The organism is Nocardia uniformis NBRC 13702 (genome assembly GCF_001613345.1).
In the GTDB taxonomy this organism is placed as follows: Bacteria; Actinomycetota; Actinomycetes; order Mycobacteriales; family Mycobacteriaceae; genus Nocardia; species Nocardia uniformis.
This window is the reverse complement of the sequence record NZ_BDCE01000046.1, coordinates 202,910-227,310: the sequence shown is the minus strand read 5'-3', so window position 1 is coordinate 227,310 and position 24,401 is coordinate 202,910. Positions and strand designations below refer to the sequence as shown.

27 protein-coding genes and 1 pseudogene are annotated in these 24,401 nt (G+C 66.4%); 23 read left to right on the top strand and 5 right to left on the bottom strand.

Annotation, left to right across the window (positions count from 1 at the left end; translation table 11 throughout):
* Positions 1 to 201: 201 nt before the first annotated feature.
* The 21 genes and pseudogenes from NU1_RS15855 to NU1_RS44235 all read left to right on the top strand — a co-directional run.
* Complete coding sequence (locus NU1_RS15855) at positions 202 to 918, top strand: DUF8176 domain-containing protein (RefSeq protein WP_067522124.1); 717 nt, start codon at positions 202 to 204, stop codon at positions 916 to 918.
* Positions 919 to 992: 74 nt separating this feature from the next.
* Entirely contained in the window at positions 993 to 1,181 is a 189-nt protein-coding gene (locus NU1_RS41480) for a hypothetical protein (RefSeq protein WP_157552354.1), read from the top strand.
* Positions 1,178 to 1,780: a hypothetical protein gene (locus tag NU1_RS15850; RefSeq protein ID WP_067522122.1), complete on the top strand. Its 603-nt coding sequence runs from the start codon at positions 1,178 to 1,180 to the stop codon at positions 1,778 to 1,780. Before NU1_RS41480 ends, NU1_RS15850 begins: the two co-directional genes overlap by 4 nt.
* A complete protein-coding gene (locus tag NU1_RS15845; RefSeq protein WP_067522120.1) occupies positions 1,777 to 2,058 on the top strand; it encodes a hypothetical protein in 282 nt (93 codons plus the stop codon). The genes NU1_RS15850 and NU1_RS15845 overlap by 4 nt, the downstream gene beginning before the upstream one ends.
* Positions 2,058 to 2,312, top strand: coding sequence for a hypothetical protein (locus NU1_RS15840; RefSeq protein ID WP_067522118.1), 255 nt, complete (start codon positions 2,058 to 2,060; stop codon positions 2,310 to 2,312). Before NU1_RS15845 ends, NU1_RS15840 begins: the two co-directional genes overlap by 1 nt.
* Before the next feature lie 59 nt (positions 2,313 to 2,371).
* Positions 2,372 to 3,010, top strand: coding sequence for a DUF8175 domain-containg protein (locus tag NU1_RS15835; protein WP_067522116.1), 639 nt, complete (start codon positions 2,372 to 2,374; stop codon positions 3,008 to 3,010).
* Positions 3,007 to 3,864: a DUF8175 domain-containg protein gene (locus NU1_RS15830; RefSeq protein WP_084521464.1), complete on the top strand. Its 858-nt coding sequence runs from the start codon at positions 3,007 to 3,009 to the stop codon at positions 3,862 to 3,864. Before NU1_RS15835 ends, NU1_RS15830 begins: the two co-directional genes overlap by 4 nt.
* Complete coding sequence (locus tag NU1_RS15825) at positions 3,861 to 5,384, top strand: TrbL/VirB6 family protein (protein ID WP_157552352.1); 1,524 nt, start codon at positions 3,861 to 3,863, stop codon at positions 5,382 to 5,384. The genes NU1_RS15830 and NU1_RS15825 overlap by 4 nt, the downstream gene beginning before the upstream one ends.
* Positions 5,381 to 6,865, top strand: a complete 1,485-nt coding sequence (locus tag NU1_RS15820; RefSeq protein ID WP_067522112.1) for an SCO6880 family protein — start codon at positions 5,381 to 5,383, stop codon at positions 6,863 to 6,865. The genes NU1_RS15825 and NU1_RS15820 overlap by 4 nt, the downstream gene beginning before the upstream one ends.
* Positions 6,862 to 8,562: a putative type IV secretion/conjugal transfer ATPase gene (locus NU1_RS15815; RefSeq protein WP_067522110.1), complete on the top strand. Its 1,701-nt coding sequence runs from the start codon at positions 6,862 to 6,864 to the stop codon at positions 8,560 to 8,562. Before NU1_RS15820 ends, NU1_RS15815 begins: the two co-directional genes overlap by 4 nt.
* Positions 8,559 to 8,870 (top strand): hypothetical protein, encoded by a 312-nt coding sequence (locus tag NU1_RS15810; protein ID WP_067522108.1) that lies wholly within the window; start codon positions 8,559 to 8,561, stop codon positions 8,868 to 8,870. The genes NU1_RS15815 and NU1_RS15810 overlap by 4 nt, the downstream gene beginning before the upstream one ends.
* A complete protein-coding gene (locus NU1_RS15805) occupies positions 8,867 to 10,006 on the top strand; it encodes a C40 family peptidase (protein ID WP_084521463.1) in 1,140 nt (379 codons plus the stop codon). Before NU1_RS15810 ends, NU1_RS15805 begins: the two co-directional genes overlap by 4 nt.
* Positions 10,003 to 10,590 carry a hypothetical protein gene (locus NU1_RS15800; protein WP_067522106.1) on the top strand — a complete coding sequence of 196 codons (588 nt, stop codon included), beginning with the start codon at positions 10,003 to 10,005 and terminating at the stop codon, positions 10,588 to 10,590. The genes NU1_RS15805 and NU1_RS15800 overlap by 4 nt, the downstream gene beginning before the upstream one ends.
* A gap of 412 nt (positions 10,591 to 11,002) precedes the next feature.
* Positions 11,003 to 11,377 (top strand): hypothetical protein, encoded by a 375-nt coding sequence (locus NU1_RS41475; RefSeq protein WP_067522104.1) that lies wholly within the window; start codon positions 11,003 to 11,005, stop codon positions 11,375 to 11,377.
* Positions 11,374 to 13,155, top strand: a complete 1,782-nt coding sequence (locus NU1_RS15790; RefSeq protein ID WP_067522102.1) for a type IV secretory system conjugative DNA transfer family protein — start codon at positions 11,374 to 11,376, stop codon at positions 13,153 to 13,155. The genes NU1_RS41475 and NU1_RS15790 overlap by 4 nt, the downstream gene beginning before the upstream one ends.
* A 14-nt stretch (positions 13,156 to 13,169) precedes the next feature.
* The gene (locus tag NU1_RS15785; protein ID WP_157552350.1) at positions 13,170 to 13,658 is read left to right on the top strand and encodes a DUF4913 domain-containing protein; all 489 of its coding nucleotides are present in this window, start codon (positions 13,170 to 13,172) and stop codon (positions 13,656 to 13,658) included.
* Between the two features lie 64 nt (positions 13,659 to 13,722).
* Positions 13,723 to 15,954, top strand: a complete 2,232-nt coding sequence (locus tag NU1_RS15780; RefSeq protein WP_067522099.1) for a hypothetical protein — start codon at positions 13,723 to 13,725, stop codon at positions 15,952 to 15,954.
* Positions 15,955 to 16,254: 300 nt separating this feature from the next.
* Positions 16,255 to 16,719 (top strand): NUDIX hydrolase, encoded by a 465-nt coding sequence (locus tag NU1_RS15775; protein ID WP_067522097.1) that lies wholly within the window; start codon positions 16,255 to 16,257, stop codon positions 16,717 to 16,719.
* Between the two features lie 95 nt (positions 16,720 to 16,814).
* A complete protein-coding gene (locus NU1_RS15770) occupies positions 16,815 to 17,192 on the top strand; it encodes a GFA family protein (RefSeq protein WP_084521460.1) in 378 nt (125 codons plus the stop codon).
* Positions 17,193 to 17,210: 18 nt separating this feature from the next.
* Entirely contained in the window at positions 17,211 to 18,614 is a 1,404-nt protein-coding gene (locus tag NU1_RS15765) for a hypothetical protein (RefSeq protein ID WP_212761961.1), read from the top strand.
* 76 nt (positions 18,615 to 18,690) lie between these two features.
* Positions 18,691 to 18,987, top strand: a pseudogene (locus NU1_RS44235) (GFA family protein); the annotation flags it as partial.
* A gap of 513 nt (positions 18,988 to 19,500) precedes the next feature.
* Here the strand turns inward: NU1_RS44235 and NU1_RS15755 are convergent.
* The 5 genes from NU1_RS15755 to NU1_RS15735 form a co-directional block, all read right to left on the bottom strand.
* Positions 19,501 to 19,686: a hypothetical protein gene (locus tag NU1_RS15755; protein ID WP_067522089.1), complete on the bottom strand. Its 186-nt coding sequence runs from the start codon at positions 19,684 to 19,686 to the stop codon at positions 19,501 to 19,503.
* Positions 19,686 to 20,144 (bottom strand): hypothetical protein, encoded by a 459-nt coding sequence (locus NU1_RS15750; RefSeq protein ID WP_067522087.1) that lies wholly within the window; start codon positions 20,142 to 20,144, stop codon positions 19,686 to 19,688. The genes NU1_RS15755 and NU1_RS15750 overlap by 1 nt, the downstream gene beginning before the upstream one ends.
* A gap of 148 nt (positions 20,145 to 20,292) precedes the next feature.
* A complete protein-coding gene (locus NU1_RS15745) occupies positions 20,293 to 20,781 on the bottom strand; it encodes a DUF4254 domain-containing protein (RefSeq protein WP_067522085.1) in 489 nt (162 codons plus the stop codon).
* A 6-nt stretch (positions 20,782 to 20,787) separates the two neighbouring features.
* Positions 20,788 to 21,270: a hypothetical protein gene (locus NU1_RS15740; RefSeq protein WP_157552348.1), complete on the bottom strand. Its 483-nt coding sequence runs from the start codon at positions 21,268 to 21,270 to the stop codon at positions 20,788 to 20,790.
* Entirely contained in the window at positions 21,263 to 21,586 is a 324-nt protein-coding gene (locus NU1_RS15735; RefSeq protein WP_157552346.1) for a hypothetical protein, read from the bottom strand. The genes NU1_RS15740 and NU1_RS15735 overlap by 8 nt, the downstream gene beginning before the upstream one ends.
* Before the next feature lie 284 nt (positions 21,587 to 21,870).
* Here NU1_RS15735 and NU1_RS15730 point away from each other — a divergent pair, with 284 nt between their 5' ends.
* The gene (locus NU1_RS15730) at positions 21,871 to 23,274 is read left to right on the top strand and encodes an NsdA family TPR-like regulatory protein (protein ID WP_084521469.1); all 1,404 of its coding nucleotides are present in this window, start codon (positions 21,871 to 21,873) and stop codon (positions 23,272 to 23,274) included.
* On the top strand, positions 23,271 to 24,188 hold the full coding sequence (locus tag NU1_RS40335; RefSeq protein WP_084521459.1) for a phosphotransferase enzyme family protein: 918 nt from the start codon (positions 23,271 to 23,273) through the stop codon (positions 24,186 to 24,188). Before NU1_RS15730 ends, NU1_RS40335 begins: the two co-directional genes overlap by 4 nt.
* Positions 24,189 to 24,401 lie beyond the last annotated feature (213 nt).

The window sequence follows — 24,401 nt, the reverse complement described above, 5'->3', positions numbered from 1 at the left end:
CCGGAGCCGGACTCGGCGCACTCGGTGCCGGAGCCGCCGCCGGCCTGGCCGGAGCCGTCGTGGGCGGTGCCATCGGCGGCGCGGTCGGCGCCGGTTCCTGACAAGCCTTTTGTCCCTGGCGGTGGGGGAGCGAGCCATTCCCGCCCCCACCGCCAGGGCCTGAACCAAACGAACGACATCACTTCGAGGAGGTGAAGAATATTGTCCACGCTCAACGACAACGGCCATTGGAGCGACTGGCTACCAGCTCCGCCCGCCGCCGCAGAACCGGACGGCGACGACGACAGTCGTGGGGTCGAGTTCGGTTCCGCAGGAACCGAACTCGCGTCCCTTACGCGGCGCGGTAGGTCCGCGGTGACGCTGTCGGCGGCATTGCGTCGGCATCGAGTGGTGATCAGTGCCAGTCTGGCGGTCGCGGTGATCGCGGGCGGGGCCGCGTGGCTGTGGCCGCACCCGAGTCCGGCGACGGAACCGGTAGCGCAGCACGCCGCCACCACGACCACGGTCGCGCCGGTGGCGCGGCCCGATACGACCCTCGGGGGCGGGCCGGGCTGTGATCCTATCCGAACCCCGAACCTGGTGCGGGGCAACGGAACCGGGTCACTATCCAACGGGCCGGATGCCATCCTGGCTTTCGAACACGCCTACTACACGCTGCGCTCGGGCACAGCGGCACGCGCGGTAACGACGCCGGACGCGGCGGTACCGTCCGCTGCCGACATCGACGCCGGTATCGGCACGCTGGCACCGGAAACGAGTGCGTGCGTGGTGATTGTGCCGATGAATCCCGGCCGGTACCACGTCTCGATCACCGAGACCGCCCCCGAGGCCGCGCCGCGTACCTTCACGCAATTGATCACCACCACCGGCAGCGGCGGGGACACCCGCGTCATCGCTATCACCGGCGCCGATTCCTGAACCCCTTTCCCTCCGGCACACGCCCCGGCCCTCGGCGTCGCTGTGCCCGCTTGCTTTTCGAACGGAGTATCGACATGTCCACTACCTCAACCATGACCGTGCACGTGGAGTATCCCGGCGGCACACGATTCGTCTACCGACTCCCCGTCGGCCAGATCGAGGAGTTCGTGGCCGCCGCACGCCTGCTCGGTGTGTGGGTCAGCGTCGTGCGCGAGCTGCGCCCGCGTCACCTGCACAGCGTGCCCACACAGGCTGCCGCGTGAGCGAGACCGTCGCCGCACAGGATGCCCACGGTGGGACGCCGATCTGGGATCGGCCCGTCCCGCACAGCGGAGCGCGCGCGCCGATGGTGTGGCTTTTGGGCGCGCACGGCGGCGCGGGTGTGAGCACCCTGGAACGTGTCCTCGCGCCCGCGGCCGATGCACAGCGTCGCTGGCCCGCCGTGCTCGACGGCGAATCACCGTTCGTCGTGATCGTCGCGCGCGAAACCCTCGACGGTTTGGCGCGCGCGCACGAACTGCTGCGCCAGCACCGCGCCGGGAACGCCGGACCCAGCCACGTTCTCGGGCTGATCACCTGCGCCCACCAACCCGGACGCGTCCCCCTGGACATCCGCCGCTACCGCCGCGTCATCGACGAACTCGTACCCGAAGGCGGGAGCTGGCGCGTGGGCTGGCAACCCGCGTGGCCGCTGACCCAACGCAGCGACCTACCGGTCTGGAGACCGGACAGCCCCTACCCCAGCCGTGGCAGCGACCCCCTGGCCGCCGCACGCGAACTGGGACATCACCTCCTGGCCGCAGTGAGCGCCACCGCGACCCGAGAAACCACCGACCAACTAACCACAGGAGCAGCAGCATGATTCTCGAAACACTCAGCCACGCAGTCATTTTGGCCGTCGATGATATCCAGCCCGAAGCACCACCGGGCTCGGGGCAGATTCTTCGCCTGGTCCGCTACCTGATGTGGTTCGTGATGTTGTGCGGTGTGGCGGCGATCATCTACGCGGGCGGCAAGTTCGGGTGGGAGAAATGGAACGGCGCCGCCCTGGAATCACCGAAGATGGTGGCAGCCGCCGCGATCGGCGGCATCATCGCCACCAGCGCGTCCAGCCTCATGAACGCCGTCGTCCTCACCTGATGACCACCGCCTACAAGCAGTTACCCGCCTCGGTCACCGGGCCGCTGGACCAGCTGTGGGGATGGGGCGCATGGTTCGCGCTGACCATCTGCCTGGCCTGGCTGATCGCCGCTGCGGGCCGGCTGTGGCTGGCCCACCGCCACGGCGAACCCATCTGGTCCGAAGGCACCCACAGCATCGTCATGAGCCTGCTCGGCGCGATCCTAGCCAGCAGCGCCGCCGCCGTCGCGACAGCCGTTCTCTCGCCGTTCTGACGCATCACCTCTCGGTGCACCAATAGGACTGCGCCGCAATCTTTCTCAAGGAATCAACCATGTCTCTGCTTTCGCATGCCCAAAACAGGGCAGCACTGAGCGGCCTCGCCGCTGCCCTCGTGGCAGCGGCGGCCCTCGCCGGGTGCGGCGCGGACTCGGAATCGAGTGCGCCGCAACCGGATCTGACCAGCGTCCCGGCCGGATTGCATTGGAACAGCTTCCAAGGCATCGCGATCCCCGCCGGGGAGGACGGACCCACCACGAATGGTGTGACCGCGACCGGCTACCGCCAGACTCCCCAGGGCGCGGCGCTGGCGGCCATCGCCCACACCGTGCGTCTGTCGACCGCCGACAACACCAGCTGGGCACACATCACCGCCGCCGAAGTCGCACCCGGTCCCGCCCGCGACGCGTGGACCTTGGCGCGGGCACGCGTCAAGATCGCTCAGCCCGCCGACCCCGCCACCGCACCCCGAATCCTCGGCTATCAGATCACCAGCTACCAGCCCGAACGGGCAACGGTCAACGCGGTCAGCGCCTACCCGGACAAGAGCCTGGCCGCCACCGCCATAGCGGTGGTGTGGCAGCGCGGGGACTGGCGGCTCGAGCTGCCCGACCCCGCCAGCACCACGCCCACCGTCTCCGCGATCACTTCGGTTCCAACCGATGGTTTCGTGCGGTTGGAGGGCACGCAGTGAAGCTGCGCGAAACCACCTCCAGCGACACCGGCCACGATGCACCCCAAGATCAGCAGCGAGGCAAACAGATCGGATTGATCGCCGCCCTCGCTGTGGTCGCGCTGGTCATCGTCGGCGGGGTTGCCGCCCTCAACGTCGGCCACGACAACGCCACCCCGACAACGAACGCGCCGGTCTCCGCGCCGAGTCACGGCGATTCGACCGCCACCGGTTTCGACGTTCCCGCGACCGATGTATTCGGTCGGCGCGTCGACACACCCCGCAATACGGCCGGTCAGCCGCTGACGCAGACCGGCAGGGGGCGTACATCGACTGATCCGGATTGGCTGACGGGCGCGCCCGTGCTTCCCACTCAGGGTGGATGGCAGCGAGTCGCCGGAGCGTCGGTACCTTTCTCCACCTCCGATGGACCGACCCGGGTAGCCGATGGTGTGGCGGCCGGGTGGGCGCACACGCCCCAGGGCGCGGCACTGGCGGCGGTCTACGCCGGCTACCAGGTCAACGCCCGCCCTGGTAGCCGCACCGTGCGCGAGCGCCTGATCATCAATCCTGCCAAGGGATTACGAGAATTCGAGTCGAACAAGGCAGCGGGACGTCTGCCGGACCAGCTGCCGGAGAACCTGACTCGGTACTTCGTCGCCCCGGATGCCTTCCGGATCGACAGCTATGCCGAGGACATGGCCGTGGTCGCGATCGCCACGCGCGGCGTCGATAACAACGGGGCACCGGCGTGGACGGCCACCCAGATCGTCATGGTGTGGGACGGCGGGGACTGGCGGCTGCAACCGCCGCCCGGCGCCACACCTCCCCAGCACGTCATCTCGACGCTGACCGGGGGGTGGATCAAGTGGTGATCGCCACCGCGTTCGGCGGTCGCACGGACCGCAATCGACTGCACCGGAGCCTGTTCCGAGTGCTCGCGCTGTTGGTCGCCGCGCTTGCCGTCGGCCTTGCCGGAGCGGGTGTCGCGACGGCGCAGCCGACGCCCGACACCGGCGGCTCGTACGGGTTCGACCAGACCTGCAACGACATGCACGATGCCCTATCCAGCGTCGGAATCCCCGGCACTCCATTGGATTTGGGCAACGCTGTCTCCGCAGCCTGCAAGGGCGCGAACGTCGCCTCCCATCCCGGCCAGGCGGTGTCCGCGGTGGCGGATGCGGCGTGGGGTACCGCGTTCGGCAAGGTCGTGGAGTCGCTGATCTCGGGCTTGAGCCAGGCGATCGTGTTGTCGCTCTCGTTCTGGGCGCGCCTGCCCACAGCCATCACCGACAGCCCGGATCTGTTCTCCAAGATTTCCGACTACACCTATCAGCTTCAGTGGTACCTGCTGGCGGCGAGTGTGATGCTGTGCGGGATTCGCTTGGCCCAGGCACGCCGCCACGCCATGCACGACGCCGCGCACGACACCTTCAAAGTGCTGGCGCGCACGATCTTCGCCTCCACGATGTGGAGCGCGGTGCTGGTGGCGAGCACCCACGCATCGGATGCGTTGGCGAACTGGATTCTCACCGAATCCGCGGGCGGTGACCCGAAGACCGCAGCGAAAGCGCTCGCGCAAACAGCGGGGTTGTCGGTGTTCTCCCCCGGCCTGGTGCTGATCCTGGCCTGCGTCGGCATCCTGGGCGCACTCGCGCAGGTGGTTCTGGCGGTGGTGCGCGAAGGACTGCTGGTGGTGGTCGCCGGAGTGCTGCCGCTGGCGGCTGCCAGCTCGGCTACGAACTCCGGTCGTGGTCTCTACGACAGGTTGATCGGCTGGTCGGTCGCGTTCCTGCTCTACAAGCCCCTCGCGGCGATGGTGTATCTGATCGCGTTCACCACCGTCGGGGACACCGCCCTGGACCCCACCGGCGGTGGAAGCGTCGATGCCGAATCGGCGCAACGCGCACTGGTCGGGCTGGTGCTGGTGTGCTCGGCCGCACTCACCTTGCCCGCGCTGATGCGATTGGTGTCCCCGATCGCCGGAATGAGCGGCGGGTCCGGTGCCGCTGCGACGGCCGGGGCGGCAACAGCGGTCGCGGCCGGGGTCTCGATGACCGGCGGGTCCGGCGGATCGGCCGGTACAGGCGCGGCCAGCGCCAAGGGCGGCGCGGGCAGCATCGCCTCCACCGCCACCGGCCACAGCGGCGGCAACCATTCCTCCGGCGCGATACCGCTGCGTAGCGCCACCTCTAGCGGCGGAGCCAGTGGCGCGACCGCGACCGCCGCGAAGGCCGCCGGCCCGGTCGGCGTCGCCGCCGCCGCCGGAATCGGGTTGGCAAGCAAGGGAATTCAGACGATGCAGTCCACCGTCGAGCAATCCACCACGACCGGCAACGCGCCGCCTCCCACGCGGCCCTACTCCGGTCCGTCCGGATCGCAGGTGCCGCGATGAGCGCCCCCGCGTCGCCGCAGCGGCGCACCTACGGCGGATGGTCGCGCCCCCGCTCGGAAGGAATGTTCGGCCTCGCTTGGGAGGCAACGGTTCTCGGGTTCGTGTTCGTGGTGATCGCGATGGTGACCGCCGTTTTCGTCAGTTTCACCGCCGCGCTGGTTGTCGCGGCGATTCAAGCAATCGTGTGGGCTCCGTTGGCTTTTCGTGTCAACGGGCGCACCGGGTATGAGAGGGCTTTGGTTATGGCGCAGTGGTTGCGCACCTGGGCACGCAAGGAAAACCTGTACCGCAGCGGCACGTTCTCGAAGTTCGGGACCGCGAAACTTCCCGGGCTCCTCGCGCTCTCGCGCCTGTATGAGGGTGTCGATTCCGATCAGTACCGGTTCGGCATGGTGCACATGCCGAAACACTCGCTCTACACCGTGCTCCTGCGGGTGTGGCCCTCCGGCGCGGAGAACGTCGATCAGGCTGTCATTGATCAATGGGTCGCGGCGTGGGGTGGATTCGTCGCGTCTCTCGGCGGTGCGAGTGACATCGTCGCGATCACCCCGGTGTTGTCGACGGTCCCGGAGACCGGGCACCGCCTCGCCGGTGAGGTCGCCGAACTGACCCGCGAGGATGCGCCGGAGATGGCGCGGGCGATGATGTCCGAACTCGCCGCCACCCTGCCCTCGCACACGGTTCAGCTGGACGCGTGGTGCTCGATCACCTTCCGCGCCACCACCGCTGAACGGCGGCGCGAACCTGCGGAGCAGGCCGTAGAGATCGGGCGCCGGCTACCAGGCATCGTCGCCGCGCTCGCCCAAGCCGGGGTGCGGACCCGGCCGATGACAGCGGCCGAAGTGACCGCGACAGTGCGGCGCAGTTTCGACCCCGCCGCTGAAGCCGACCTGGAAACCGCTGCCGCGAGCAGTGACGGTCACGGGCTCGGCTGGGATGACGCCGGGCCGATCTACTACCACGAACGTGTCGGCCGCCTCGAGCACGATGGCGTGGTCTCGACTACCTGGGAGATGGACTACGCCCCTTCGGGCACCGTGGACGAACGAGTGTTGCAGCGGCTGCTGGCCCCGACGCCGGACCTGCCGCGCAAACGCGTGGCCCTGGTCCTGCGACCGCACGCCGCAGCCGATGCCGCCAACATCGTCGACGACGATTTCAAAAACGCGTTGGTCGCCCAGCAATCCGGTCAGGGCGTGGTCTCCGCGCACGCGATGCTGCGCGTCGGCGCGACCGAGCAGGCCCGCGAGGAACAGGCCCGCGGACACGGAGTCTCCCGCTTCGGGGTCTTGGTCACCGTCACCGTTCCCGCCGGAACCGATCTGCCGCGCATCGACGCCCTCACCGGCGATCTCTCCGACCAGGCCCGGCTGCGGATACGCCGCGCCTACTACTACCAAGCCGCCGCCTTCGCCGGCTCGCTCGGCGTGGGCGTGCTGTTGCCTCAGATGGCGACTCTGCCACGGGTGATGTCGGCATGACCCGCAAACAATCGCACCGCGAGCGCGGGCCGCGCCTGCTCGACGCGGCAGAACGCGAGCGCCTGGAACGCCGAACGGCAGAGGCCGGAGTCCTGGGCTCGGGCTGGGCGCGGCTACGGCTGCGCACCGACGACAACCGCCAGGCCAACCGAGCCAACCGCCGGGCCACCACGGCGACCGGTCCGCAGCTGACGGTGTCGGGGGCCAGCGGTGCGGGGGGCGGCCGATGGCGAAGCATCGCCCGCCCGGCCGAATGGCGCGGTACCACCGCCCAGATTGCCGGACTGTGGCCTTGGTGCGTGGGTGCCGGTGCACCGCTGTTGGGTACCCCGCTCGGCTCGCACCTGACCACGGGTGCGCCGGTGTGTTTCGACCCGTTCAACTGGTTCTCACGCGGCTCGTTCTTGACCGCACCGAGCCTGTTCGTGCTGGGGCTCAACGGATTCGGCAAATCCTCGCTCGTGCGCCGGATCGTGCTGGGCGGCATCGCCCAGGGCGTCACGCCGCTGATCCTGGCCGACGTCAAACCCGACTACCGCTCCACCGTGCTCGCCTGCGGCGGCCAGGTAGTCGATGTCGGCTACGGGCACGGCCAGCTCAATCCGCTGGACCCGGCGCTGCTGGGCAGGGCGATGCAGCAGCTGCGCGCGGCCGGGCTGCATCAGGCGGCCGAGAATGTCGCCGCCGAATTGCGTGCCCGCCAAACCAATCTCATCGCCGGACTTGTGGAGTTGATCCGCGGCGAACGGATCGCCGACTACGAAGACACCCTGATCTCTACCGCGCTGCGCCTGCTGAACACCCCCGAGGCCGAAGGCGGGCGTGGCTTCACTGTCGACTCGCCTGCGATCCTGGACGACCTTTTGGAGGTGATCACCGGCGGCGGTGAGGAATTGATGCTCGATGCCGCAGCTGCGACACCACAGCGGTATGCCGAAGCGATTGTGCCGCTGCGCCGTTCACTACGGGCGTTGACTCAGGGTCCGTTCGGTCAGGTCTTCAACGGCCACACCACCGTGGCGCTGGATCTGGAGGCACCGGCGGTGTGTGTGGATGTCTCCCACATCCCCACCGGCGATACCAAACTCAAGGCAGCGGTGATGCTGTCGTGCTGGGCGATCGGTTTCGGGTCCATCGAAGCGCTGAACATGCTCGCCGAGAACGGGATCGGCAAGCAACGCGTGTTCCAGGTCGTCATGGACGAACTCTGGCAAGTCCTGGGCCTGGGTGAATTCATGGTCGCCCGCGTCGACGAGCTGACCCGGCTGCAACGCTCCCTGGCCGTGGCGCTGATCCTGATCAGCCACTCCGTGCGCGACCTGCACAACATCGGCGGCACCGCCGGCGCGAGAGCGCTCGGCTTCCTCGAACGCTCCCGCGCCAAAATCCTTGGCGCATTACCCGCCGAGGAACTGGAACTGCTCGACGGCATCGTCAAGCTCACCGGAGCCGAGGCCGACATGGTGACGAGCTGGTCAGCGCCACAAGCATTGACCGGCGAACCACTACGGCCGGGCATGCCCCGGCCGATGGCCGCAGGCGTCGGCAAGTTCCTGTTGAAGGTCAGCGAGGACCGCTCACCGGGAATTCCGTTCCAGCTCCTCCTATCTGAGGTTGAGCAAAATTTCGGGATTCACAGCACGTCCGAGTTGTTCTCGCAGTTTCACCGGGACGCGGCGGGGGGTATGGCCGCATGAGTACCCGCCGATACATGCTCGTGCCCGAGGAGGTGCGCGCCGCAGCGGTGACCCGCTGCCGCGAGCTTATTGCGGTCGGCTCCTCCCAGACCGCTGCCTGCCGAGTCGTGGCCGCGAGTCTGGGGGTGCACTACAACACCGTCCGCAACTGGGTTCGCGACAGCGGCCCCGACCCCCACGGACAGGCTGAGGTGAGCCCGCGCCTGGCCGCCGAGCTGGCCCGCGCCCGCGCCGAGCTGGACGCCGTCCTCGGGTTGAACCGCGAGCTGATGACGTTGCTGCACGACCGCGACCGACTACCGCGATGACCGCCGTAGTGATGAAAGCCGGTGCGGTCGTGAGCGCTTTGTTGTTCGCGGCCGTGCTGGTGATCGTGACCGTGATCTCCGGTGAGGAGATCCGCGGGTGCGCGGTCGCGGCCCCGATGGGACAGGGAACCCTCGGCCCCGATACCTCGCAACCGGCGACGCTGGCGGGATACGACAGCAAGCAGCTCGACATCGCGCGTGCCATCGTCGCGATCGGGGAGCAACGTCAGATCCCCGAGTCGGGGATTCTGGCGGCGTTGATGGCCGCCTCCACCGAATCCGGACTCAAGAACTACGCGAATTCCGGTGTGCCGGAATCATTGTCGTATCCACATGACGCTGTCGGGTCCGACCACGACTCCGTCGGCCCGTTCCAGCTGCGCGCCTCGATCTGGGCCGACCAGGTCGGGGGCATGGCCGGGCTGATGGACCCGCTGCGTCAGATCGGCTGGTTCTACGACCAGCTCCTTGCCGTGCCGGGGTGGCAGACCCGCGACCCGGCCGACCTCGCCCAAGCCGTCGAACGCTCGGCCTACCCCGACGCCTACGCCACCAAACGCGAAGCCGCCCACGCCCTGCACCGCGCGTTCCGCGGCGCCACACCCCCGGCCGTCGTGTCGGCCTCCGGCGCAGGCCCGCTGTGCACGACCGATCCCGCGACGGGGATCGCCAGCGCTGGAAGCGGCGGTGCCGCTTCGGATTTCGGTGCTCGGGTGTTGGCCGAAGGAATGCGGGGGCTCGGGCTGCCGTACGTGTGGGGCGGCGGCGACCACACCGGACCCACCGGCGGCGGATTCGACTGCTCGGGCCTGACGTTGTTCGCAGTCGCCCAGGCATCGGAAGGGCGAATCGTGCTGGGGCACTACACCGGTGACCAGCAACGCGACCCGCGAGGTGCCCCGGTCGCGCTCGACCGGATGCAACCCGGCGACCTCATCTACTTCACCTCCCCAGGTGAGGCCGACTCCCATCACACCGGGATCTTCGCGGGCCTCGATCCCGCCACCGGGGAGCCGCAGCTCCTCAACGCACCCACTCACGGAATCCCGGTACAGGTGCAGCCCCTCTCCGACTTCGCATCAGACCGGATGGACGTCCGGAGATTCGGTGCCCAGCAACAGGATTCACGCCCATGACCGATCCGCACACGGAAGACGACGCAATGACACCAACGATCGCGAGAAGCCATCGCGCACGCCTGGGCGTAACGGTGAGCCTGATCATGCTCGGACTGATAGCGGCCGGTTGTGGGACACCGACCCAACCTGCCGCGCCGCCGCCGGCGCCGCAGAGCAGCGCTGAAATCATCGCAGGCATCGACACCGGCGATGCGCTGGCGGTCATGGTCGCGGCCATCGAGACCGCCTACACCTGGCAACCGGGTCCGGACCCCGACAGCGCGGCCGGATTCGACCGCGCGCGCGGGCTGCTCACCGAGCGCTACCGCGCCCAGGTCGGAGCCACCGCCTCGGGGCTAACAGCCGTTCCGGCTGGTGTGTGGGCGCGCTGGGCCAGCGCGCACGCCTCGATCACCGCCACAGCGGTAATCACGCCCGATGATCACCCCGCCGACACCGCGCAGACCCGCCAGCGCGTCGTGGCGCTGCGCCAGCGCGTGAACACCGTCAGCGGCACCGAGCCCGACCGCGACTCCGCCGTCTACGTCACCGCCACCGCCACCCCCGGCGGGTGGCGCGTCTCGCTGATCGCGCCCCGATGAACATGCGCGCTATTTCCGGCCCGCTGCTAGGCGAGGGCGGGCGACACCGGCAGTCCGCGGTGGCGCTGGTGCGGCGTCGGCGTGCCGGTGCGACGGCTGTGGTTGTCGCGGGCGGCTCCACGGTGAGGGGTCCCTCGCCCGAGGCGACTGGGCACCCGGTGGCGGGGTGCCGTGTGCGCGGAGAACCAGCATGGTCACGGCCGTGTCGTCGGCAAATCCGGACTCACCACAAGGTGGCTCGACACCTCCGCCGAAAAACTGCCCGAAGACACTCGCTACCCGCTCGCCGGGAACTTTTTCGACTGCGCCGCAACCGGATTGGCCCACAACCCGACACGCGACCCCACAGGTCCCCGCCACCCACGGCACCACCACCGGGCGAACAGCCGCCCCAGGCGAGGAGACCACCACCATGAACCACACCCCCGACAACCACACCCACCACACCGCCACCACCGACTACACCACCGGCCTGCGGCAAGCCGACCTCGCCGCCGCCCTGGCCCTCGACCACGCCGCCGTGGCACAAGCACTCGAGCAGTGCGACCACCCGGCGCGTGAGGCCGAGTCCGCAAAGGACCGGGTGATGCCGGTGTCGCAGCTGACACGGCGGTTCGGCGCACGGGTACCGCTCACATTGATCCTGCTACTCGGGTCCGCCGGGGGCCACATGCCCTGGCAGGCCGCCCTCGCCGTCGTGGTCGCCAGCGAATCCGTCGTCGCTCTCGCCACTGTCACCCGCAATCGCGCTCCGCGCCGCTCGACCAGTCAGGAGAAACCCGCATGAACGGCGACCGGGACCCCGCGCTCGGCAACCGGGAAGCCCTCGGGCTGCTGATCGCGGGGGCCGCCGCGACCGCTGGGGGGACGCTGGTCTCCCTGGCCATCCATCTGGGCTACTGCCTGGACGGTCGCGCGACCGACACCCTGGCGATCAACCCGCTCGTGTTGATCGTGACGGCGGCGGCCGGGCAAGTCAGCTGGCCGATCACAGCGACCCTCGCCCTCGTCGCTGAACTCGTGCTCCTGGCGGCCGTGGTGATTCCCGCGCTGCGATGGTGGAAGGCCCGCCACCCTGCCCGACCGTGGATTGACGCCAAAGCCAAGCACCTCGCCTACGGCCCGGAACTGTTGCCGCTGACCGAATCCGCGGTCACGGCCAAGGCCGCGATGCTCGGAGTGCGGGTGCCCGGTGACACGGTCGCGGGCTTGTCGCTGGGGATCGCGGTCGCCGACCGCCAGAACCTGTGGGCCGATTACGAAACCCTGCACATCGACATCTGGGGACCACGCCAGGGCAAAAGCACCTCGCGGGCGGTGCCGGCTGTGTGCGAAGCACCCGGCCCGGCGATCGTGACCTCCAACAAACGCGATCTCGTCGACGACACACGCGGCATCCGCGAAAAGAAGGGCCGCTGCTGGATTTTCGACCCGCAAGCCGTCGCAGACTCCGGCGATCCGGATTGGTGGTGGAATCCGCTGACCTCGGTTCGGACCGAGGTCGACGCCGCCCAGCTGGCCTCGCACTTCGCCGACGGCGACGACGGCCAGGCGGTGCGCAAAGACGCGTTCTTCGACCCCGAAGGCGAATCCTTGCTGGCCGCACTGTTTTTGGCTGCCGCTGTCGGTGATGAGCCGATCACTCGCGTGTACGAGTGGATCTCCGATCCCGATGATCTGCAGCCGGTACGGATGCTCGAGCAGCGCTGGCCTTTGATCGCGACCGGGTTGCGCGCCCAGTACGAGCTGGATCGCCGCACCCGCAGCGGTGTTTTCGCGACCGGTCGCAAGATGGCGGCGAGTCTTCGCCTGGAGTCGATCCGCCGCTGGGTCACCAGCGACAGCCCCACCGACAAACGGCCTCAACTCGACCCCGCCGCGTTGGCGACCAGTAGAGACACCCTCTACATGTTGTCGCTGGAGGGCGCGGGCAGTTGCGGGCCGCTGGTCAACGCGCTGACAGCCTCGGTGCTCGAGGCTGCGACCCATATCGGCTCCAAGCAGCCTATGGGCCGATTATCGACACCGCTCGTGTGCGTTCTCGACGAGGCCGCCAACGTCGTGCGCTGGCGTGATCTGCCGAAACGCTACTCCCACTTCGGATCTCGCGGAATTCTCGTGCTGACCATTCTTCAGTCGTGGTCCCAGGGCGTGCGCTGCTGGGGCGCGGAGGGGATGGAGGCGCTGTGGTCGGCCTCCGGTGTCCGGGTGGTCGGCTCCGGTGTCGATGACAACGAGTTCCTGCGGCGGCGTTCCGACAGCATCGGTGATCGCGAACAACTGCGTGGCACTCTGACCCGACACAGCGGCTCGGTCTCTCGCTCGTGGCAACTCACCGACAAACGCATCCTGACCCTTGCTGATCTCACCGCGATCCCGCGCGGGCGGGCGCTGATCTGGACCGCCGGAATGAGGCCGGTGCTTGTGGAGACCGTGCCGTGGATGCGCCGCCCCTACGCCGACTTAGTAGCAGCCTCTCGCGCCCACTACGGACCGACCCAACAACCCACTGTGACAACACCTTCCGACCACAACGACTTGCGAGGAAAGAAGGAATCGCGGTGAACGAGGAGGAGCCGATGATGGGCGAGGAGATCGAGTTCCGGCCTCGCCGGCCCGAGTCCGCGAATACGGCCGACAACACCAGGTCGGCTCCGGAGCCTCCGAAGCCCGCGTTCACGAATCTGGTCGACTTCGTGCAGCAACGTCTGGTGTTCGTCTACCGGCGGGTGCCCGACAGCGCGGCGCGGCGGTGGTGCCCGGAATGGTGGCGCCACGACGAAGCCGTGTTAAGGCTGGCCGCGCTGTGGCGCGCCTACGAGGCGTTGCGCCGCGACGACACAGGGTTGGGCCTTTCGAACTGGTGGCTCCAGCACGCCGACCCGCACATGCGGGTCTTGATGTCGGTCGACGGCCCCTTCGAACTGTGCAAAAAGGGCCACCGCGACGGCGACGACGACGGGAACCCGCACTACGGCATCGCCCCACTGCCCCACATCGAAGCCGACCGCGACGCCTTCGCCGCCCTCGACGCATGGGCAGAGAGCGAAATCCCCCGCGCTGCCTAGCTTTCCAGCGCGCATCTCGGGTGCGCGTGAATCAGATCCGAACACATTCGAAGGGACACCGCTGATGGCGGATGATGAGATCGGCCGCGAGACCGCCGCCGCACTGCGCACCACTCTCCAGGTCGCCGGCCTGCTGGCAGAGCACTGGGGTCGGCGCACCGCATCGCGGGCACAGGCGGCCACAGCACGCCACGAAACCAGAGCCCGGGAATCCGCGGCTCGCTGGCAAGCCCAGCAACGAACCGCCGAGAGCTACTTGCGCACCACCGGCAGCGCCGCGTGGTGGCGGGACGCCAGCCGCAGCGACGTCACCGAAGCATGGTGCACAGCACGACATTGGCGCCACCACTCAACAGTCGCCGCGACCGCCGAAAAACGGCTCAACGGCCAAATTTCGGAACGCTACGGAATCGACCTCACCAGCACTACCCCGATCAACGCGCCAGCCGACCCCGCCGCCATCCACCACCTGCTCGCCCGAGCGGCGTGGCGACAGACCCTCGCACCCCAGGGCACCCCGCACGCTGACGTCCTGGCCGACGACGCCGCTACACGCCGAGCCGAAGCTGAAGCCCTCTACGCTCTCGTCGCCGAGCACGCCCGCGCAACCAGCCTCGCAGTCGACAGCACCGGAACCGCCGTTGCGGAAGCTGGATTGGAGGCGTTGGGCGGCCCTGGCCAGCAGTGGCTGCGGGAATTCGATCGCGCACCGCACCAGGCGTACGCGCGCGTCCTGGTCGCCCCCGACACCGCGACTCGAACCGCGATTTACGACAGCGCCGAGAAGCTCCGCGCCCTCGCCAACGCATCGGAGATCAGCGACGACGACCTGGCCACGCGCACAGCCAGCGAATTGTCAGCGATCGACGACCTCGGCGAACCCGCCCGACCCTGGCTCGAGGCATGGCACGCCGACCACGAGAGCGCGTACCACCACGTGCTGGACAACCGCCACGTCCAGGAGGAACTGACCAAGCGTGCGGAGATGGAATTCAGCGCACAAAGTCGCACGGCAGAAGCAGAGTTGCGAGGCCGGACGGGCAAATGGTTCGCCACAGCCGAGCGCGTCGAGATTCTCGATGCTTGGGACACCGCACGAACCTGGCGCGAGCACTCCCCTCTGGCCGCCACCGTCCACGACCGGCTCACCACCCAGATCCTCGAACGCTTCGGCGTGGACCTTTCAGCGGACAGCGCCATGGACCTAGCTCAGGCGCGCGGCATGCTCGACCATGCGGCCTGGCGGGTCGCCGCCGCGAAAATGGACTCCATCCGAGCCTCGCCGGCCAAGACCGAAACCGAGGAACATCAGCGCCTCGAACACGACCACCTCTACAAGCTTGTGGCCGACCATTCGACCGCCACCAGCGCGTACCTGGCGCACGGCGACAACCGGTACGAATCCGCGAGTCCCGGACGCGATCAGCGTCAGCGCGCTCTAGCGATCAGCGACGCGGAAGCCGAACTGCGCGATCTCGGGCCGCTCGGGCAACGGTGGCTGCGCGACTTCGACACCGACCCCCACCGCGCATACGCGCGAGTTCTCGTGGCTCCCAACTCAGCAACCCGGCGCCAGCTACACGCCGCCGTGCAGCAGCTGCACGACAGCGAAATCGTCGGACCTACCCGAACACCTCGGCCCGACCGAGATAATGCGATCGCCGCTGTGGGAGCCACCGGCGATTCAGGCCGACGCTGGCTAGATACCTGGCGATCCAATCCCCACGCCGCGCTGCATCGCGTCCTCGAAGATCCGTACACCGTGAACGAACTCCGGCTGGCACCAGCACAACCGACTGCGCGGAAGACCAGACGAAGTCGGGATGCCCGCCACCAGGAACCTGCACCCAGACCCCGGTCCAAGGCGTGGACGGATTCGGACCTCCAGGAGGCCCGCGGCTGGCTGACGGAGCACGATCCGGAATGGCTTGCCGTGCGCGACTGGAAGATCGCCAACTTGCCCGACACCAACTCTGGCCTTCAGAGCGTTCAGGAGGCCATAGTCGAACGCTTCCGGAGCTCGACCAGCACCGACCCTGCTAGGCGGGAATCCGCCCGCTCCACGGGAATCACAGATCACAACCAGACCGAGCGCACTACCGCCATCCGATCCCAGCTGAAGGATCGCAACGTCGATCCCGCGCTGCAACGAATCCGGATGAACCTCGAGCAAGACAACGCGGTGCCCCTCAGCGCAGTGATCACGAAGCCACCAACCCCTGTTGCCGACCCGATCGCAGTGGAGCCGGACATGCAACTGCATCAAGTTATGCAGGACTTCGACCACGACAGATAGCGGAGAGTCCGCTCGAATCGCATCAGCCGGTCCCGCGACGAACGGCCTGGGACGCACCGAGCGCTGAAATAGCCTGGGGGACAGAAGAAGTCCCCGGACCAAGGGGCTGTCCGGGGACTCAAAGGGTGAGGCTACGCCGAAGGTTCGTTACCCACTGCGAAATTTGCGAACCGCACTTGCCGAAGTTCATTCAAGACACGCGTAGGTCGGGCGACTCGCCGAATGCGATCGTATGTTCGACTACTGTGCGACGAGCTGTGCCAGGTCCGGCCCGAAACCCCCAGAGCACAAAGGAGTTCAGTGAAGGACCGATACCTCAGCGTCGTCGACGTCTACATCCTGCTCCGCCGAGCCGACGGCCACATTCTCCTGATGGAACGCGCCAACACCGGCTATGCCGACGGACAACTGTGCCCACCGAGCGGGCACCTCGAGGACGGAGAATCCGTGATCGCAGGTGCAATCCGGGAGGCGAGCGAGGAAGTTGGGGTCTTCATCGCTGCGCAGGACCTGCGGTGTGCCCATGTCGTGCACTATCGCAGCCCAGAACAGCAGGGCCGAATCGGATTCTTCTTCGTCACCGACACCTGGGACGGCGAGCCCTGGAACCGCGAGCCGCACAAATGCGCCCGGCTCCTCTGGACTGACCCTGCAAATCCACCCGCGACTACGGTCGCGTACACCGCTGGCGCCCTCCACCAAATCGCCAACGGCAACAGCTTCTCCCTCGACGGCTGGCCGGAATCGGACCTATTGCACCGGTGATCGGCCGGGGGCGATGACGAGCCACCGTCCGCTCCTTACGGTTCGGCCGACGAATCTTCCCACCTGCAAGAATCCCGTGAAAGGACTTATGCGCCATGCACTTTGGCGGCTGCTTGTGCGGCAACATCCGGTTTCGAGCCTCGGGCGACCTTTCTTTTCCTCACCTTTGTTCGTGTACCCACTGCCAGAAACTGTCTGGTGCCCCCGTGATGTCGTGGGTCGACTTTCCCCGGGAAGGTTTCGAGTGGACCGGGCCGGGCGGAGAGCCGGTCTGGTACAACACCTTTCCCAATTCCCAGCGTGGCTTCTGCGGCGTGTGTGGAAGTTCGGTGGCCGCCCAGGACGACGGCGACGCGAAACTGGTCGGCGTCACGATGATGAGCCTCGATAATCACGCCGGTTTGGTGCCCGAGCGGCAGAGTTTCCGCCCCAATGCCGTCCCGTGGCTGCCGATCGTCGGCGCACAGGACTGACAGAGAGGACCGTTGGCGGTGAGTGATGTGGAGCATTTGCTGACTCAGGTGCGCACTCCGGATGTGCGGCCGCTGGTCGGTGAGGCGTGGATCTGCTACTCCGCAGGCGCAGTCCGAGCAAGCATCGCTGCGACGTGGAGTGCGGTGACCACCGACATCATCGGGAAGCTGATCGAGCTGGCCGATGGCGACGACGGCAAGGCGAAGCTGTTCTCGGCGAAAGTGGTTGCAGCGCAGTCGAAAGGGATCAGCACCGACGGCGTGAAGCAGATGCAGCAGATCGAGAACGAGCTGCTCGACACCGCGGTCGAGTTCGAGCTTATCGACTCGGTCGGGAAGCGGGAGCTGGAGCGAATCCGTGAGGACCGCAACCTGTGTGTTCACCCCTCGCTGCGGCCATTCGGGGATGTTTACGAACCTCGGCCGGAGCAGGCGCGAGCCCACCTGGCGATCGCCTTGACGACGCTTCTGATTCACCCGCCGACGCAGGGCCGCAAAGCGATTGATGCCTATCTCGACTACACCTGCGACCCCATGTTCGCTCCCGAGTCGGTCTCCCACATCCAGGCCGTGTTCTTCGACCGGTTACGTGCCGCGACCCGCAAGGGAATCGCCAAACTCGCAGCCAAACATGCTCTGCTGGAAGTCGACCCTGGTGAACGGTTCCCTTCAACGCAAAAGTACGCGGATCGATCTGCAGTGGTGCTGTCAGCATTCGCGCAGCGGGATTCAACCCTAGTTCGGACCGTCGTCGCCGAGCAACGCGACAAGTTCGACAACCTCGACGGTGCCGCGCAACTGCGAGCGCTTGGTCGGCTCGGCGCCGAGGACTTCTTCTGGGATCTCGTCGACGGCCCTCTCACCGATCGACTCACGAACCTGCTGAACGTGCCGACTCCGCCCGGCCCCCTGGATCCAGATCTGACAGCCGGGTTAGCGATGGTAGGCAACAGCCAGGCACGAAGGCGACTGCCAGTGCTGGAGCGACGGTTCGACGAGATGAACTGGTACAGCAAGCTTTATCTCATCGACCTCAGGCCGGCCGAGTTCTACGTCCCGACTCTGATCGAACTCTTGCGTGAGGCACCGTCCTTCCGGGACGCCGAGCCTATCGGTCAGCTCGTTGTGGCTCATGCGAACTGGCTGCGACCGGACACGTTGCGTCAGGCGCTGCAGGCGTGGGCGGCCAACGACCAATGCCTGAAGGCCGCCCAGATGCCACAGATCGCGACTGAGCTGTTCGAAAGTACCCGTCATCTTGGCACCGACCAACAAGTCGCGTTCCTGGAGTTCCTGGCAGCGGCGCAGCAGAAGGCACCCGACCCAGAGGACTACTACCGGTACCCGGCGCTGACGGTGGCGATGAATGCGGCCGGAGTTCTCCCAACGGCAGCAAATGGAACAGCAGCGTCGTCGGGGTAGGCGAGTTTCCCAGACCGGATCCTGTCGTTGGCGTTACCTTTGAACAGAAGCACTTGACGGGGAACTCTGTAGCTGTGAACATTGCCAGAAACTCTCTGGTAGCCCGGTGATGTCGTGGGTTGACTACGCCCGCGAGGGGTTCGAGTGGACCGGGCCAGGCGGGGAGCCGGTCTGGTACAACACCTTTCCCGATTCCCAGCGGGGATTCTGCGGGATCTGCGGGAGCAGTGTTGCCGCCCAGGATGATGCTGACTCAAAGCTGGTTGGCGTGACGATGATGAGCCTCGACGATCACCGTGGCTTGACACCCGAGCGCCAGAGCTTCCGCCCCAACGCTGTTCCGTGGCTTCCGATTGTCGGCGCACAGGACTGAGTTGTCGTGACCGTCGGATCTCAAGCCGGACAGGACCAGCGAAGGTCACGGCTCTGGCCGCCAGATAGATGAATCCGACAGCGAGCGGGGGCAAGCGAAGGCACCAGCGTGAGCGTTTGCTGACAACTGCGCTGCAATCCGATTCAAATCCAGTACGAGCAAATCCCGTCAGCTGTCTCGGCGGCTATGTGCTCAGATCGCGGTAGACCGTGGTGCCGGGCCGGTGGCCGGAGGAGTCCGATTCAGTCATTCCCGCGCGGGTGCCCTTCTCACCGCCCGCAAGCACCCTGTGCGGGCGGGCCCGGCGTGATTGCCGTTGTCCGCCTGGGGGATTGGGAAGTCCAGCCCGCGCGGGCTTGTCGCTGTTGCAGCCACCATTTGGCACCGCGCGACTGCGGTGTGCTTCCGCCGTCGACAGGTGTGCAGCCCGGGTGCTCAGCCAGCCACGGCAGGATCTCCAGGTCTGCGAGATGGCGCCACTTCGGTGGAGGCTCATGGGAAATCGGCACGAAATCAAACCTTCCTCGGGTCGTGGTGGTTGTACTCGGGTTCGAGCCGCGAGAGGATCTCGGCGGCGGCCACGGCGGAATCGATGCTGTCTTCGTTCGGGCTCTGGTGGATCAGCCATGCCGTCGCCGTGAGCGCACCAGCGAACACCCCGGTCACGGCGACGGCGAGGGTCAGCTGCCACCAGGGCATCACGCTGTCCTCGGCAGTTGTGCCCGGCAGTAAGTTGTCTCGTCATCCACGGTCACGACCTCGTCGCACCAGTCGAGCACCGGCCACAGGTTCCCAGTTAGGTGGCCGAGATGCGGTGTGAACACCGCCCCGATCTTGACCCCGTAGACCCTGGTCAGATTGCGGGCGAGATTGTGCAGGCGCAGCATCGGGTAATCCACGTTCGCGTCGACGATCACCATGCGCGTAGGGATGTAGCCCCAGTCCTCGATGAGCTTCCGCGTGTGGATCTTGTCCCACTCGAGGTCGGCACTGGAGACTTCGCGGCGGACATAGGCGATGGCCGATCGTGATCTGACGACTCGCGGGCGCCCCGAATTGTGCCGGGCAAACTGTTGTTTCGGCTGATTCGCTGCCCGGGGATCAGATGAGGGCAGTTGAGCGGTCTCGTCGGATTGGCAGGTGGCAACGTGGTACATGAACCCTCTGACTGCAATGGATTTCGGAGGAAGGCGGCGCATGCGCTTCAGGGCCGCCGCCCGGCGAGGTGGGCAGGTCGCCACCGATCAGCGGGAACCCCCTGTACGCCGCCAGAATCGTGTCTTTGTCGGGCGCTGACGGTCACGATCACTGGGCCACTCCTGAAGGTGGTAGGCGTCGCGAGCGGGCCAGGACCTCGGTCGTCAGGTCGGTGTAGCCGTCGACCAACACGGCGAGGTGAGTCCACTCCGCGTGTACCCGGTCGTCGTCGGCTGGTTTCACGGTCATCAGCAGGCGGTACGCCCGGACCTGCGCTGCCGCCAGGCGAGCGATTACCGCTCCCATCGCTTCGTTGTGCAGGGACGAATTGGGGTGCGGAGTCGGCAGCCGTTGCGCCACCCACACATCGATGTCGTCGATGAGCATCGAGCGCTCACGGCGCAGCGTCAACGAGTCCGGGGTCGACAACTGTGCTTCACACACTCGCCCCAATTCGCGAGCGAGTTGGCATAACCGGTGCACTCCGACGTGCTGCCCGCGGATCGCGGACAGCAGCGCATCCGCGGACGGGAAGTCCAGCAGGGCTTCCGAGCTTACGATCGGCAGGTGCCCGAGGTAAGCAGGTGCCGCGCACATGAGCCCTCACCTCCGCGCCGGAGCCGGAATCGGGTCCTGCAACGTGTCGATGACCTCCCGGGCTGCGTGTATCAACGTTGTGCGCGGCGGGAATGCGTCCTCGGCCGCCGAAGGTGGTGAGTACCAGGTCCATCCGTGCCAGGCATCGGTCATTGGCAGCCACACCCACCTGCCACTGTCGAGCAGCCGTCCGCCGCGCTGTTCGAGCGCAGTGGCCGCACGATTGCGGGTGAGTCCGCGATTCGGGCCGACCACAAAAACCCATGGCCGCTGGGGTCTATCGGGTTGGGCATGGTGGATGATCGGCGTCGGGAAACTTCGGTCGATCGCAGTCCACACGCGCCGACCGAGCTCGGGTGGCATCATCACCGCACCGAGGTTCGAGGTGGTGAGGTAACAGACTCGGCGGTCGACCACCTTGGCTGGTAGCCCGTACCGATGGGTGTAGACGTAGGCGACTTCCTGTGGGCTATGGCAGCTTTCAAACATTGCAGACCATGTCCTTTCCAGCGCGACCGATCAGCCACACCGAAGGGAAGGTCGGTGCCGCATGGAGCTCAGCATCTGCCGCCTTCTCCGTAGCCCGCAGCGCAGCCACAGCTTCGGCCCGGGTAAGTGCCCGCGCCGCAGGTACGTCCACTGATCGGGCGACGCCGATCTCTGAACGAGACGTCTTGTCCGGCTCGGCGTCCGCCCATTGGCGTATTCCCTCCCGGAGTGCATAGAGCGTCTCCACCGACAGTTCGAAATAGGTAGGTGCTCCCAGCTGATCTGGAATGTGTAGTGGTAGTGCGGAGTTCGACATTGGACCTCCAGTGTTAGGTCGCCGAAACAACTCTTTGACAAGGGTGGGAGCAGGTCAGGGGTGCCCGTACGGTCCCTGAAATGCTCGGGCAGCCTCAAATCTTTTCGTGGCATCCAGCATTTACACCAAACGATCAGAACGTAAGTCGGTGCACCAATTCGCTTGGCTAGTCAGTTCATCGACTAGTAGCGCTAGTCAATTTTCTTCCGACGCTCCCGTAGGTCACGTGCGGAAGCTAGTCTGAAGGCCGGTCACAAGTGGGTGGCAGCGACGAAGGAGTGGCTGTGAATGTGGAAGATGGCGCGCCGCCGGGATTGAGTGCAGCGATCTGGGAATCGGCAAAGATGCGCAATGCTTTAGCGAATCGCGACCTCAAGCAGGTTTACGAGTTCCTTGGAAGCAGCGGTGTCTCCCAGCGCGAAATCGGTTCGCGCACAGGGCAAAGCCAGTCCGAGATCTACGAGGTCCTTCACAAGAACCGGCAGATCCAGGCGTACGACGTGCTGGCGCGCATCGCCGACGGTCTGGGGATTCCCCGCGGCTACATGGGTCTGGCCTACGACCAGACCACTGAGCTGGCCTTGGATCTCGCCGCTGCCACGTGTTCGACTGACGCCGACGAACGCGATGAGGTCCGTGAACTGCTCTCACACGCAGCGAACGTCACGATGGGGACTTCCGCCGACGACATCGCCGCGTGGTGGCAACCCATCGATAGTGAGACCGCCCCCGCGCCCGAACGTATTGATGTAGCGGATGTCATCCGTATCCGCGCTCTCACCGATTCGATGCGCACCCTGGACTACCGCCATGGTGGCGGATCCTGTCGCGACGCCGTTGCTGCGCAAGTGCGCTGGGCACAACAGCTGCTCAATGCCGAGCGCAACGAGGTGACCGACCGGATGCTCCTCACCGCCCTCGCGGATCTCCACAACCTGGCCGGCTGGACCAGCTTCGACGTCGGTATGTACCGCGTCGCCCGGAAGCACTTCGGTCGCGCTCACGCGATGGCCCAACGAGCGGGAGATCATTCCCTGGCGGCGAATATCCTCTACCGCACCGGAAGACTGCACCTCCATCGTGGCACCGACTGCGACACCGAGAACAAGCGCGTGGCGATGTTCAAAGTGGCCCTGAAGTTCTTCCAGCTCGGGCAAATCACCGCACAAGACTCCGGTAGCTCGCTCACGGTGGCGATGTTGTGCGCCAACGAGGGATGGGCCTATGGCCTGCTCGGGGATCGCGCACAGATGTCGCGCTCCCTGGGGCGTGCACAGGATGAGTTCGCGCGATCGACACCCGGGGACTCGCAGGCTTGGGTCCGGTTCTTCAGCGAAGCCGATCTCGATGCCCTTACCGGCATCGCCTTGACCGCGCTCCCGTCCCCGAGTTCCGCAGATCTGGCCAGCGGAATCGAACACATCACCCGCGCCATCGATCAACGCGGCCCCGACATGACCCGCAGCCGCACCTTCGAGCTCACAGCCCTGGCAACTGCATACGTGAGGGAGGGCTCCACTGACCTCGGCCTGCACATCGGCCAGCAGTCGCTCAAGGCAGCGGCAGCAGTGCGGTCCGTGCGTACGGTCGACAGGCTCAGACCACTTCGCGACGCTGCACGTGCACGCCGGACAGCCAGCCTGCACCCCCTCGTGCAGGCCATCGACAGCATGAGGAAGAGCGCATGACCACCTCGATGACCGCTACCGTGGGCGGAGTGGATGTCGCATGGGCGCGTGAAATCTTGGATGGTGCGTGCGCGCAGGTCGGCTTGGATCCCCAGGGCGCCAAGCTCATCAAGTTCACCAACAACGCTGTCTACAACCTCAGAGCTCCAGTCACGGTACGAATAGCTGGCTCCACAGTCATCCAGCAGCGAGTATCGAAAGTGATCGAGGTGACACGCTGGCTCGCCCGCCACGACATGCCAACTGTCCGCCTGGTCGAGGACCTTCCCCAGCCACTCGTCCTTGACGACCAACACGTAATCACGTTCTGGCACACCGTGACACCCCCGCCACATTCTGCTGCTCCGGATGGCCATGATCTAGGCCGCATCCTTCGCCGGTACCACGCGCTACCTCGGCCGCCGTTCGATCTTCCGAAGTGGGATCTGCTGACCGGGATCCGTGAACGGATCGCAGAGGATGAGATCCTGACTGCCGACGAACACCTGTTTCTCCAGGACACGCATGACGAACTTGCTGAGCAGCTCGATGCGGTTGACTACCAGCTTCCGGCCGGGCCCATCCACGGTGACGGCTTTGTCGGCAACCTCATAGCAGGGCCAGCTGGGGCTGTGATCTGCGATTTCGACTCGGCCTCCGATGGACCTCGCGAATGGGATCTCACACCGGTCGCGGTAGGAAAGCTCCGTTTCAATTATCCAGCAGACCATCACAGTGATGCCGTAGCCGAATATGGCTACGACATCACTCGATGGCCGCACTTCCCCGCACTCCGCCGACTGCGTGAATTTCAGCTTGTCACCAGCGTATTGCCGGTACTGCGCTCCAATACATCATTGCTCGACCAGTGGCGCCACCGATTCACCACGTTCCAAAACGGTGACCTATCAGCGAGATGGACAACCTATAAATGACTTTGTCACCCCTCACGCAGTCAAAGCGGATTTGCCGATAGGGACACCCGCCCTCGGGGGGTAATGAGACGGCCTTTCCCCCGAATAGGTTTCGGGGGCAAGGCCGTCAGTGACCGGGTGATTCCACCGCGCCGCTATCTACGCTTTCCGTGGCCAACCGAGGCATCGACCAACGTCACTTGCCGCCGAGCCCTCTACCCGACACCTGGCTGT